This is a genomic window from Natrinema longum (assembly GCF_017352095.1).
Classification (GTDB): domain Archaea; phylum Halobacteriota; class Halobacteria; order Halobacteriales; family Natrialbaceae; genus Natrinema; species Natrinema longum.
Map to the genome: position 1 here is coordinate 1,755,703 of NZ_CP071463.1, position 12,980 is coordinate 1,768,682.

Here is a 12,980-nt window from a genome sequence, read left to right on the forward strand (position 1 = left end):
TAATTAATGTAACGGTCGATCACACACACTGGGTGCGACCCCGGCAATCGACGACCGAACGAACGGAACCGAACTCGGAGCCCCCGGCAGCGAACGATATATGCCCCCCCATCTCGTAGAGACGATCGTGGCACGGCCGCTTCGCTTTCGGTACTCGCCCCAGTCCTGGAGCGACGGGCGAGTACGACACGATATTCTCCAGCCGCTTCAGTCTAATATCGGTGCCCAAGCCGTCACACCGTGGTTCAAGATCGGCGGCGACTGGGAGGCCCATCGCTTCGAGATGCAAAACGGCGATATTGCCCTCTTTGCGCGCACCGACTCGGACGCCTACTGGATGGGCAACACCGAAACGCCGTCCGCACTGTGGAAGACCGACAAGTTCGGGTGGCAAACGGTCCCCCACCACGTCTCGCGGTGGGCCAAACGGGAACTGATGGCGACGCTCCACGAGGAAGACCCCTGGCTCGCCGATTATCCACATCTCTCGTGGTTCTTCCTGCCCGTGTTCATGTCGAAAGACGGGCGGGAGTCGACCCGGGCGTTCTTCCGCGAGCACGCCGCCGGCTTTCCCGACGCCGGTCGCCGGGAAACGACCCGTTTCTTCGAGGAGTTCCTGGCGACCGGCGTTTTAGACGACTACCGCCACGTTATGTCGGGCAAACTCGGGACCAGCGATCACGTCGACCGCGTCCGAATGAGCGCCGCGATGGCCGAGTTCATCGCCGCGAAGATCCTCACGGACGCGGGCTACGACGTCGTCCCGGAGATCGAAGTGACCACCGGTCACTCGCTGGACTTCCGGGCCGAAACCGGGAGTACCAACGCTCTCGTCGAAGTCACGCGGCCACAACCTCCGGGAAATCGCGCCGCGTCCGGCCCCGTCGCCGCCGTCCGCGACACCGCCGAGACCAAGACCAACGGCCAACTGGCCGAACACGGCGGCGGTGCCGTCCTGTTCGTCGACTGTTCGAGTTTCCGAGACGACTCCTGGGCGGCCGTCCGCGGCGAACAACCCGACGTGCGCCACCGCCCCGCCGTCGTCTATCGCACCCGACCGAACGGCCACGTCGAGGGCTACCGGAAGGGACGAGTCCCACTCGAGTTGGCCGATGCGATGACGTTTCTGGACTGACTCTCGAGGAACGCGGCGGCGGGCAACGTCTTGTTTCGGGACGCTATCAGCTGCTGCAACGGTGTGTGAACTATTTGTAGTATGGTATGGTCAGCCTACGCATGCGCGCAGCAGTTCTCGAGGAACACGGCGAACCGCTCTCGATCGACGATGTCGACGCACCCGAGCCGACACCGAACGGTGCGGTCGTCGACGTCGAAGCCTGTGGCGTCTGCCGGAGCGACTGGCACGGCTGGCAGGGCGACTGGGGGTGGCTCGGTCTGGAGACCCAGCCGGGTCAGATTCTCGGCCACGAGCCCGCCGGACGCGTCGTCGCCGTCGGTGAGGAAGTAGAAGGGATTGCCGAGGGCGATCACGTCGCAGTACCGTTCAACCTCGGCGACGGGGTCTGCCCGCAGTGCCGGCGGGGCCACTCGAACACCTGCGAGAACGTGATGCCGCTGGGATTCATCGAGGAGGTACAGGGTGCCTTCGCCGAGCAACTCCACGTCCCCGTCGCCGATCACAACCTCGTGAAACTCCCCGACGGCGTCTCGTCGGTCGACATGGCCGGACTCGGCTGTCGCTTCATGACGTCGTTTCACGCGCTGGCCCATCGCGCTGACGTCGGTGCTGGCGACTGGGTGGCGATCCACGGCTGCGGGGGCGTCGGCCTCTCGGCGGTCCACATCGCCGACGCGCTGGGAGGCAACGTCGTCGCGGTCGATCTGAAAGACGAAAAACTCGAGAAGGCCGAAGAGCTCGGTGCCGTCGAGACGGTCAACGCCGAGGAGATCGACGACGTTCCCGGCGAGGTCCAGGCGATCACGAACGGTGGGGCCGGCATCGCGATGGACGCGCTCGGGATCGAAACCACCAGTCAGAACTCCGTGCTGAGCCTCGGCACCCGCGGCCAGCACATCCAGGTCGGGCTCACGACCCAGGACGAACAGGGGATGGTCCACCTGCCGACCGACGCGATGGTCATGCAAGAGATCGAGTTCATCGGCTCGCTGGGAATGCCCCCGACCCGCTACGACGAGATCTTCCGCATGGTCGCGACCGGCAAACTCGAGCCCGAAGCCGTCGTCTCGGAGACGATCGGCCTCGAGGACGTCAGCGACAAACTCGAGGCGATGACCGACTTCGAGACGGTCGGCATTCCGGTCATCGACACGTTCAACTGAATTTTGCTCTGTCGTTCGAGAGAGTTCCGCTCTCTCGTGACTGAGCGAATCGAAGCTAAGCGGGAGCGAAGCTCCCGCGAGGTCAGCGGGATGGATATCCCGCCAGAATTCGCGAGGTCGTCGGCGCTTCGCGCCGACTGATCGAGGGACCGGAGGTCCCTCGTTGTCCGCGAAACCTTCGGTTTCGCTTGATGACGAAAGGCGCGGAGCGCCTTTCGAACCACGGGCGCGGCGAAGCCGCGCCCTCGGCAAAATTTAGTATAAAAGCACCGGAAGACGCTTCGCGTCTTCCGAGCTCTCGTTCACTTCGTTCACGAGAACACTCCTCCTTCTCGCTCGCGCTGCTCGCTCACATCAGTCGTCGGCCCGCTCGCTCCCTGACTCGCGGCGCTTCGCGTCGCGCATCCGGTTGCTCGCGGATGCCAGCGGTGACGCCCCCTCCTGTGGTCGAGTGCAAGTAGTTGTACCGAGCGCGAGCGGTGCGAGGGCTGAGCGAAGCGAAGCCCTCGGAAAAGCGAACGGGGAGGGACGACCCGTGAGCGAAGCGACGCGCTCGGCCTTTTTTAATCGAATTTTTTTGCTCGAGCGGTCGGCCGGAGGCCGACCCGAGAGTAAAAAACTTCGTTCCTAGAAGGAAACCGCGTCGGGCGAGTAGGGACTGCCGACCGGGGTCGGGTCGCGGTCGCTGTAGCCGACGCGGCCGATGGCCTTGTCGCTGACGGCGGAGTAGACGGCAAAGCGTGCGTCTTCTGCGGTTTCGAAGGTTTCGGACTCGAGGCGGGCGAGTACATCGCCGACCGTCTCGGACCCGTTGGGGAGTTCGAGGGTACGGTCCCCGTGGTCGTCGATCAGTTCCTCGGTCGTGGCGGGGTACTCGTAGTCGTCGATGACGTCGCCGGTGCCGTTGAGCAGCATTACACCTGGTCCTCCGTGAACGATAATTATAAACATTGTCCATCTATGTTTCCTAGTAGCACTGGATACCTAGTACACCTAATATAACCCTAGAGACGCCGAAACGCGGACGGAGAAACGCCTTTAGGAGCGGGACGGTTCGGGTATCGTATGCCTTATGCGGACTTGCACGTCCATACGACGCGGTCGGACGGGAGCCTCGAACTCGAGGCGGTGCCCGAGGCCGCACGTCGCGACGGCGTCGCGGTCGTCGCAGTGACGGATCACGACCGGCTACAGCCCTTCGACGGTCCGGTCGTCGAGCGCGAGGGGCTGACCATCATCCACGGGCTCGAGCTCCGCGTCGAGATCGACAGCGACGAGGCGAGCGGTGGGCGGGGAGCCGACGGCAGCCAGCGGATCGATCTGTTGGGCTACGGGGTCGAGCCGAGCGCGGAACTCGAGTCGATTCTCGAGGGGATTCAGGCGAACCGCATCGAGCGCGGCCGGGCGATCGTCGACTGCGTCGAATCGCGGCTCGGGATCGATCTCGACGTGTCGATCGATGCCGGGTTCGGGCGTCCCCACATCGCGCGAGCGATCGACGCGCACCCCGAAGCTGAGTACGACTATCAGGGCGCGTTCGACCACCTCATCGGCTCCGGCTGCCCGTGTTACGTGCCACGGGAGGTGCCGTCGTTCGAGCGCGGACGGGCGGCCCTCGCCGAGTCGTGTCGGCTCGTCTCCCTGGCCCATCCGCTCCGCTATCCCGATCCCGAACGCGCGCTCGCGGCGGCGGCCGAACTCGACGCGGTGGAACTCCAGTACCCCTACGAACGCGACGTCGACCGGGCCCCCGTCGAACGCGCGATCGAACGCCACGGCCTGCTCGCGACCGGCGGCAGCGACGCTCACGAGGACCAGCTCGGGATCGAAGGGCTCTCCCGGAGGGACTACGAACGCCTCGAGTTGGCCTGACGGGTGCTGAGCCGCGGCGTCTTCCCGGCCACGGTCGTTTCTGGAGGTCGTCCGGCAACCAGCCGACCCACGAGATGATGGCTGAGTGATCTGAATCCTGGCCGCTAGCGGAGGGTTCAATGCATCGTGGTCCCAACGGAGGGGTATGAACTGCCACTATTGTGACCGCGAGGCCGCCTTCGCGGCGGAGTCCGACGGGCTCAAAGTTGGCCTCTGCGAGGAGCACTTCCGCGAGCGCCTCCAGGAGCTCGCCGAAGCCGACGGGCTCGAGAGCCTGAAGGAGAAAGTCGACGTGGACCGCGCCGAATAAGACCGCGCGCCGCCCTTTTATGCCGTTCTGCCGGCGTCGACGTCGATGGCGTCGACCGGACAGACGTCGACACAGAGCATACAATCGATACACTGGGCCTCGTTCGCGGGATCGGCTTTCCGTTCGCTTTCGGGGTGGTCCGGCGTGTCGACCCACTCGAAGACGTCGACCGGGCAGTCCTCGAGGCAGGCACCGTCCGCGATACAGAGGTCGAAGTCGACGGCGACGTGCGTGCCGTGGATCCCGAGCTCTTCGGGTTCGTCGACCGGCCCCCAGACCGAGTGGCCCTCGTGTTCGTCGACCTGTTCGCGGTTCTCGTGGAACTGTGGGTCTATGGCCATTGCTAGCAGATTAAATGAGAGACGCGTACTTAAAAGTGCGTACTCGCTGCGCCACGGGAACCCGCGGGCTCGGGACGGCCGTGAACGACTCACTCGCCCGTCGTTCGGTCCGCGTCGCGTTCCACGAGCCGGTCGTCGAGGGGTTCGCGGGGCAGTCGATCGGCGTGAACACGCAGTTACCGCCGGCGCGGCGAAGACGAGCGCTCACGGGCGGGACGGCCACCGAAGTCGAACCGGTCGGCGGAGAGCGACCGACGGACGGCGCTCCGCGACGCAAAGCTGTATCAGGACGGGCCAAGACAGATGTGACAGAATGTCATTCGAGACGGAATCGCGACCGAGGGCGTTCGCCGAGACGAACCTCTCCGCTGGACGCCTCGAGACGCTTGCCGACCGCGTCGAGACCGACGGCACCGACACGATCGACGTTCGAGCGCCGGCGACCGATACCAGGATCGGATCGATTCCCGACTGCACCGAAGCCGACGTGGAGCGGGCCATCGACCGTGCCCGAACGGCTCAGCCGTCGTGGGCCGACACGCCGGTCGACGAGCGCGGCGAAATCCTCGATCGGTTCGGCGACCTCGTGCTCGCACACCGCGAGGAACTGCTCGACCTCCTGCAACTCGAGACGGGGAAATCACGCCGCCACGCCGTCGAGGAAGTCGTCGACGTCGCGGTGACGAGTTCGTACTACGCCGAACACGGCGCTGTGGCGCTCGCCGAGGAGCGGCGACAGGGCGTGTTCCCGCTGGCGACGACCGCCCGCGTGACGTACGAGCCCGTCGGTGTCGTGGGCGCGATCTCGCCGTGGAACTACCCGCTCACGCTCTCGGTGACCGACCTCCTCCCGGCGCTGGTCGCCGGCAACGCCGCCGTGCTCAAACCCGACGACAAGACGCCCTACACCGCACTCGCGCTCGCGGAGTTGCTCGAGCGCGCCGGCCTTCCCGACGGCTGCGTCGAGGTCGTCACCGGTCAGGGACCGGTCGTCGGCCCGGCGCTGATCGATCGGGTCGACTACGTCTCGTTTACCGGGAGCACCGAGACGGGCAGACTCGTCGCCGAACAGGCTGGTCGAAACCTGATCGATTGCTCCCTCGAACTCGGCGGGAAGAACCCGCTGGTGGTCCTCGACGACGCCGACGTCGAAACGGCCGCCCGCGGTGCCGTCCAGGCTTGTTTCACGAACGCCGGCCAGTTGTGTCTCGCCGCCGAACGAATCTACGTCGCCGAGTCGATACGCGACGCGTTCCTCGACGCGTTCGTCGCGGCGACGGAGCGGCTTTCGCTGGGCACCGGCTTCGATTTCGAGGCCGACGTCGGGTCGCTGATCGACGGCGATCAACTCGAGCGCGTCGAGACCCACGTCGACGACGCGCGAGAACGGGGCGCGTCGGTACGGACGGGCGGTACCCACCGGCCGGACGTCGGGCCGTTCTATTACGAGCCGACGATCCTGACGGACCTCGACCCGGATGCGACGGCCGCCTGCGAGGAGACGTTCGGTCCGGTCGTCGCCGTCGAATCGGTTCCCGACGTCGGGACGGCGATCGAGCGGGCGAACGACTCCGAGTACGGCCTGAACGCGAGCGTCTGGACGGGCAACCGGGAGCGCGGCGTCGCCGTCGCACGCGAAATCGACTGTGGGACCGTCTGCGTCAACGACGCGTACATCTCCGGCTGGGCGGCCGTCGATGCGCCGATGGGCGGGTTCGGCGACTCCGGACTCGGCCGCCGACACGGTCCGGAGGGTATCGAGCGCTATCTCGAGTCCCGGACGGTCGCGACCTCCCGAATCGGACCGCTCGACGCCCCGCCGGGCGTACCGACGTCGTGGTACGCCCGCGGGATGTTCACGCTGACGCGGCTCCAGCGGCGGCTGCCGACGGTCTCGGACATCAAGGGCCGACTTCGATAGCGACCCTGGAACCGACGATCCCGCGAGCGAGGTGCTTTTGCGGCTCCCGGCGAATGCACCGGTATGGATCTCACCCACCGGCCCCGACGGCTTCGACAGGACCGGGTTCGCGGCCTCGTCAGCGAGACGAGCCTCGAGCCAGCCGATCTCATCGCACCGGTGTTCGTCGACGCCACGACCGACGAGCGCACGCCGATCGAGTCGATGCCCGGTCACGATCGAGTGCCGATCGACGAAGCGGTCGCCCGCGTCGAGGAGATCCTCGAGACGGGCGTCGAGGCGGTCATGCTCTTCGGAATTCCGGAATCGAAAGATTCCGAAGGCACCCGCGCCTGGGCCGAAGACGGCGTCGTTCAGGAGGCACTCCGCCGGATCAGCGCCGAGACCGACGCCTACGTCATCACGGACGTCTGCCTCTGTGAGTACACCGACCACGGCCACTGCGGCCCGCTCGAGGAAGAACTGCGCGGCGAGGACAGGATCGCTGCGGACGGGCCAGCCTGCGAGCCGACGACGACCGTCGACAACGACGCGACGCTCGCGGCACTCGAGAAGATCAGTACCTCGCACGCTCGTGCGGGTGCGGACATGGTCGCGCCGAGCGGGATGATGGACGGCATGGTCGGAGTCATCCGATCGGCGCTGGACGACGCGGGCTTCGAACACGTGCCGATCATGAGCTACGCGGCGAAATACGAGAGCGCGTTCTACGGCCCCTTCCGGGACGCCGCCGACGGCGCGCCCTCGTTCGGTAACCGCCGGCACTACCAGATGGATCCCGCGAATTCGCGAGAGGCCATGCGCGAGGTTCGTCTCGACGCCGAACAGGGCGCGGACGTGATGATGGTCAAACCCGCCCTGGCGTATCTCGACGTCATCAGCAACGTCCGCCGAGAGTTCGATCATCCCGTCGCCGCCTACAACGTCTCCGGAGAGTACGCGATGCTCCACGCCGCCGCCGAGAAGGGGTGGCTGGAGTTAGCCGACGTCGCCCTCGAGTCGCTGCTGTCGATCAAGCGAGCAGGTGCGGATCTCATCGTGACGTACTTCGCCGAAGACGTTGCACAGCGGCTGTAGCGACGACACCGACCGCTGCCGGTTCCCTCGTAGGAACCACCGGATCGAAACCGACCACTTTCTGCCGCTGGGAACGGTCGATTAGACGAACGTCAATATCGTCCCCGACCCGCGTGACGGGGTGGCAAGATCTGCCGCGCGCGAGCGCAGTCGCGCCGAGACGGCCCGTTCAGGCGACGACTCGAGGGGAAACTGATCGATTCCGAGCCGTTCGACACTCGCTCCTGGTTGACAAACGGGTAAAATATAACCGTCGTTCGAAAAAGACGTGATTTTCAACGCCCTTATACACATTAAACCTGCTTTAGCATTGGACGGACCGACCTATTACAGCCATATTTTACTCGTTTGTCAACGCTAATCCTTAAATGCAACAAGGACAATCGACTCGAACGTGATTAGGAGGACGAACATGAACGATATTGCACTGGAAAAAGACGATCGTTTGGTTGATGAGAGCAGCAGTATGTGGAACGGGGAGGTGAGCGCCTGATGGACCCGACGCTCCTGCAGGCCGACACCGAGATGATGATCGAGGCGATCAACAACACGTGGATCCTGGTCGTCACGTTCCTCATCTTCTTCATGCACGCCGGCTTCGCCATGCTCGAGGCGGGGCAGGTACGCTCGAAGAACGTGGCGAACCAGTTGACGAAGAACCTGTTGACCTGGAGCGTCGGCGTGACGGTGTTCTTCCTCATCGGCATCGGCATCGAGGGAGTCGTCGCCGGCGGTGGGTTCGAACCGGCGTTTATGGGTGACCCGAGCAGCTGGATCGGCTGGTTGTACGGCGCGGTCTTCGCCATGACGGCGGCGACCATCGTTTCGGGAGCCGTTGCCGGCCGCGCGAAGCTTCGCGCGTACGTCACCTACACGTTCCTGCTGGCTGCGGTCATCTACCCGGTCGTCACCGGACTCACCTGGGCAGGTGGACTCCTCTCGTACAACGGCGTCCTGTTCGATGACTTCGCCGGCGGGATGATCGTCCACGGCATGGGCGGCATCGCCGGACTCACTGCCGCCTGGATGCTCGGACCGCGCCTCGACCGCTACAACGAGGACGGGTCCGCGAACGTCATCCCCGGTCACTCGCTGACGTTTGCCGTCCTCGGAACGCTCATTCTGGCGTTTGGCTGGTACGGCTTCAACGTCGGTACCTCGGCGATCTTCAGTGACGGTGCGTTCGTCGGCGATCAGCTCGGTCGCGTCGCCATGACCACGACGGTCGCGATGGCCTGCGGTGCGATGGGCGCTGGGCTCGTCGCGTGGCTCAAGACCGGGAAAGTCGACACGCTGTACGTCGCGAACGGCCTGCTGGCCGGCCTCGTCGGTATCACCGCGATTCCGCACGCATCCACCTGGTGGGGCGCGTTCCTCGTCGGCGGCCTCGCCGGTGCACAGCTCCCGATCGTCTTCGGGCTCGTCGAGAACTACCTGAAGATCGACGACGTCTGTGCGGTTTTCCCCGTCCACGGGTCGGCCGGGGTCCTCGGGACGCTACTGCTCCCGATCGTGGCCTCGCCCGAATACATGAGCGGGGTTAGCGGAACTCGCGTGGACGTGTTCGTCGCTCAGGTCATCGGCGTCGTCGTCATCGCCGCCTGGACGATCGGTGCGACCGCCGTCGTCTGGGGAGCGCTCAAGGCGATCGGACAGGCCCGCGTCACGCCGGAACACGAACGCGACGGCCTCGACGTCTCCGAACACGGCGTCGACACCTACCCCGAGTTCGGGAAGCCAGACGTCGCCACCGACGGTGGCAGCACCGACGAGATCATTCGTACCGACGGCGGTAAACCGAACGACGGCGAGATCAAGATGGTCACCGCGATCGTCCGTCCCGACCGCCTCGGTGCGATCAAGCAGTCGCTGGCCGAAGCCGGCGCGCCGTCGCTGACCGTCACCAACGTCTCCGGTCGCGGCTCCCAGCCCGCGAAAAAGGGACAGTGGCGCGGCGAGGAGTACACGGTCGATCTCCACCAGAAGGTCAAAATCGAGTGCGTCGTCGCGGACATCCCGGCCCAGGAGGTCGTCGACGCGATCCGCGAGGGTGCCGAAACCGGCGAACCCGGCGACGGCAAGATCTTCGTCATGCCCGTCGAGGGCGCGACGCAGATCCGCACCGGCAAAACCGGTCCCGACGCCGTCTAAGCTCGGCCCACGCGGTCGACCGACGCGGTCCACCGGCCGACGGACCGCGGTGTTGAGCTAACTCACGCGACCCGCGTTCGCGATCGGCCTCTGACACTCCGCAGTTCGACGCCCGAATCGGGCGTCTCGTCGGCTGTGGCCCGTTGGTTCGCGGCCGACGCCCAGTGCAGTTCGCTACGGTTTCGATCGGATACCGCTCGCTGGGTTCCACGTGTTTCGTCGCCGTTCTCCGCATCTCGTGTTCGGTACAGACGGGACTGAGAGCACGCTCGAGACGCACACGTTCGGCTGCTGCGGTGCGGTTCGGAGTCGAACCTCGGTACTACTTTGCCGTCCGAATTCGAAGTGACGGGTATGACCGAGGACAACTCACAGGAGCTGTACGACCGGGCGCTGTCGGTGATGCCCGGCGGCGTCAACTCCGCAGTTCGCGCGGCGATCGAGCCCTATCCGTTCTTCGTCCGCAAGGGCGAGGGTGGCCACGTCATCGACGCGGACGGGAATCGCTACATCGACTGGGTCATGGGCCTTGGCCCGCTGTTGTTGGGCCACGACCTGCCCGAACCGGTGCAGGCCAGCATCCAGCAGAAAGCCAGCGAAGGGCCGATGTACGGCACGCCCACGCCGGTCGAAGTCGATCTCGCCGAGTTCGTCGTCCGCCACGTTCCCAGCGTCGAGAAGATCCGGTTCGTCAACTCCGGTACCGAGGCGACGGTCTCGGCCGTCCGGCTCGCACGCGGCTACACCGGCCGGAACAAGGTCGTCGTCATGCAGGGTGGCTACCACGGTGCACAGGAGTCGACGCTGGTCGAGGGCGACGCCGAGAACCCCCGACCGTCCTCGGCCGGCATCCCGCAGTCGTTCGCCGAACACACCCTCCCCGTGCCGTTCAACGACGAGGACGCGATTCGCGAGGTGTTCGACGAACACGGCGACGACATCGCGGCCGTCCTCACCGAACCCATTCTGGGCAACTACGGCATCGTCTACCCCGAAGACGGCTACCACGAGTTCCTCCGGGAGATCACCGACGAGCACGGCTCCCTGCTGATCTTCGACGAAGTGATCACCGGCTTCCGCGTCGGCGGGCTGGGCTGTGCCCAAAGCGAGTTCGGCGTCACCCCCGATCTGACGACCTTCGGAAAGATCATCGGTGGGGGCTTCCCCGTCGGCGCGATCGGCGGTCGCGCCGAAATCGTCGAGCACTTCACGCCCTCCGGCGACGTCTTCCAGGCCGGGACCTTCTCGGGCCACCCCGTCACGATGGCCGCCGGCCTCGAGACCCTGCAGTTCGCCGCCGCAAACGACGTCTACGACCACGTCAACGGACTCGGCGAGCGACTCCGAAGCGGGCTGACGGATATCCTCGCCGATCAGGCCCCCAGCTACACCGTCACCGGCACCGACAGCATGTTCAAAGTGATCTTCACTCGAGAGGGGCCAAGCGGCGTGCAACGCACGCCGGAAGACGCGAGCGGTGACGACCGCGAGCAGGGCCCGGACTCCCTCGAGGAACAGTGCGAGGCCGGCTGCCGGCAGAACGCGACCTGTCCGCGCTACGACTACTGTCCGAAAAACGCCGCCGACGTCAAAAACGCCGAGACCGAACGCTGGCGGCGCATCTTCTGGGGGCGGATGAAGGATCAGGACGTCTTCCTCTCACAGAACCAGTTCGAGTGTCAGTTCGTCAGCTACGGCCACACCGAGGAAGACGTCGAGAAGACGCTCGAGGCGTACAAGGAAGCGCTGTAGTCGAGGCGTGGCTGCCCCTGGAAGGGGACCTCACTCCGACGCGAGCGCTACCCTCGGGCGCTCGTCGGATGACCCGTCGTCCCGTCCGAGGGAGGCTACCGGGAGGTCGATGACGAAACGGCTGCCATCGGGGCCGGTTTCGGCGAGTTCGACGGTCCCGTCGTAGCGGGCGACCAGTTGGTCGACCAGGTAGAGCCCCAGTCCGTGGGTGCTTCCACGGCTTTCGACGCGGTCGAAGAGGGAGTCGATCTCCGACTCGGGGATTCCGGAGCCGTTGTCCGCGATTTCGAAGCGGACGGTATCGGGCCCGGGCTCTACCGTGACCGTGATGCGTGGCGTCACCGCGTCGTTGTGCTCGACCGCGTTCGAGAGCAGGTTGCCGAATACGCGGGGGAGCAAGTCGTCAGCGAGAACGAAGACGTCCGGCGGAATCGACGTCACCACCTCGACCCCGTCCCGTTCGTTCTCCAGGTTGCGAAGCTCGGCGGCCAGCACTCGCGTGGCGTTTACCGGCTCGAGTCGGGGCGTCCCGTCCCTGGTCTGGAGGAGCACGCGGACGTCGTCGATCACCGTCGACATGTCCTCCGAGTGGTCGATGACGATTTCGAGCCACTCCCGACTGCAGTCGTCCAGCGTCGACTCCTCTTCGAGTACCTGCGATGCGTAGCCGTTGATGACCGTCGCGGTGTTCAACACCTCGTGGCGGAGGATCCCGTTGAGATAGTCGAGGTAATCCCGTTGCTCCTCGAGGTGTTCCGTCCGGAGCGCAGCGCGTTCGGCGGTCAGGGCGCGCTCGATGGCACGCCCTTCGAGACAGCCGATGAGCAATCCGATTCCGGCACCGAAGGCGACGGCCCACCGAATCCACGACGCAGCGATGGTCCAGGATTCGACCGGCATAGTGACGATCAACACGAGATTGATGAACAGAAAGGCCGCCAACCCGCCGAGACACCACCCCGCGATACGCGGATACCGGGAGGTCGAGAGCGCGGACGAACGGAGCCAATAGCCGGCGTACGCGATTCCGACGAGAAAGGGAACGGTAGTGACGGCCCCTGCCAGAAACGACGCTTTGTCGACGGATCGCGGATCGGCCGAGAACACCAGAACGATTTCGCAGAGTAAAACGAACGCCAGCCCCGTTCCGAATCCGAGTAAGTACCGTGGAATCCGGTTTTTCGAGAGGAGACTGGTGTTCTCGAGCCATCGCATACCTGGTAACTCCGTTCGAATCGGTTAGCGTTTCTGGCCA

Annotated in this window: 11 protein-coding genes; 8 read left to right on the forward strand and 3 right to left on the reverse strand. The window is 65.3% G+C overall.

All coding sequences use genetic code 11. The annotated features are described in order from the left end of the window. Positions 1–127 precede the first annotated feature (127 nt). Positions 128–1,135, forward strand: coding sequence for a DUF5784 family protein (locus J0X27_RS08685; RefSeq protein WP_207271956.1), 1,008 nt, complete (start codon positions 128–130; stop codon positions 1,133–1,135). A gap of 101 nt (positions 1,136–1,236) precedes the next feature. Continuing rightward, positions 1,237–2,301: a zinc-dependent alcohol dehydrogenase family protein gene (locus J0X27_RS08690; RefSeq protein WP_207271957.1), complete on the forward strand. Its 1,065-nt coding sequence runs from the start codon at positions 1,237–1,239 to the stop codon at positions 2,299–2,301. A 627-nt stretch (positions 2,302–2,928) separates the two neighbouring features. Here J0X27_RS08690 and J0X27_RS08695 read toward each other — a convergent pair. After that, entirely contained in the window at positions 2,929–3,216 is a 288-nt protein-coding gene (locus J0X27_RS08695) for a DUF5789 family protein (RefSeq protein ID WP_207271958.1), read from the reverse strand. Positions 3,217–3,366: 150 nt separating this feature from the next. Here J0X27_RS08695 and J0X27_RS08700 point away from each other — a divergent pair, with 150 nt between their 5' ends. Then, positions 3,367–4,173: a PHP domain-containing protein gene (locus J0X27_RS08700; protein WP_207271959.1), complete on the forward strand. Its 807-nt coding sequence runs from the start codon at positions 3,367–3,369 to the stop codon at positions 4,171–4,173. A 145-nt stretch (positions 4,174–4,318) separates the two neighbouring features. Then, the gene (locus J0X27_RS08705; RefSeq protein ID WP_006183007.1) at positions 4,319–4,483 is read left to right on the forward strand and encodes a DUF6757 family protein; all 165 of its coding nucleotides are present in this window, start codon (positions 4,319–4,321) and stop codon (positions 4,481–4,483) included. Positions 4,484–4,500: 17 nt separating this feature from the next. Here the strand turns inward: J0X27_RS08705 and J0X27_RS08710 are convergent, their stop codons facing one another. Then, positions 4,501–4,824 (reverse strand): 4Fe-4S dicluster domain-containing protein, encoded by a 324-nt coding sequence (locus J0X27_RS08710; RefSeq protein WP_090617821.1) that lies wholly within the window; start codon positions 4,822–4,824, stop codon positions 4,501–4,503. A gap of 313 nt (positions 4,825–5,137) precedes the next feature. On the opposite strand from J0X27_RS08710, the gene J0X27_RS08715 reads away from it, so the two are divergent. The 4 genes from J0X27_RS08715 (at position 5,138) to hemL (ending at position 11,725) form a co-directional block, all read left to right on the forward strand. Beyond that, complete coding sequence (locus J0X27_RS08715) at positions 5,138–6,745, forward strand: succinic semialdehyde dehydrogenase (protein WP_207271960.1); 1,608 nt, start codon at positions 5,138–5,140, stop codon at positions 6,743–6,745. A gap of 63 nt (positions 6,746–6,808) precedes the next feature. Further along, positions 6,809–7,822, forward strand: coding sequence for a porphobilinogen synthase (gene hemB, locus J0X27_RS08720; protein ID WP_207271961.1), 1,014 nt, complete (start codon positions 6,809–6,811; stop codon positions 7,820–7,822). Positions 7,823–8,314: 492 nt separating this feature from the next. Further along, positions 8,315–9,973, forward strand: a complete 1,659-nt coding sequence (locus J0X27_RS08725) for an ammonium transporter (protein WP_207271962.1) — start codon at positions 8,315–8,317, stop codon at positions 9,971–9,973. 354 nt (positions 9,974–10,327) lie between these two features. Continuing rightward, on the forward strand, positions 10,328–11,725 hold the full coding sequence (gene hemL / locus J0X27_RS08730) for a glutamate-1-semialdehyde 2,1-aminomutase (protein ID WP_207271963.1): 1,398 nt from the start codon (positions 10,328–10,330) through the stop codon (positions 11,723–11,725). A 30-nt stretch (positions 11,726–11,755) separates the two neighbouring features. On the opposite strand, the gene J0X27_RS08735 is transcribed toward hemL, so the two are convergent. Further along, on the reverse strand, positions 11,756–12,940 hold the full coding sequence (locus J0X27_RS08735) for a sensor histidine kinase (protein WP_207271964.1): 1,185 nt from the start codon (positions 12,938–12,940) through the stop codon (positions 11,756–11,758). Positions 12,941–12,980 lie beyond the last annotated feature (40 nt).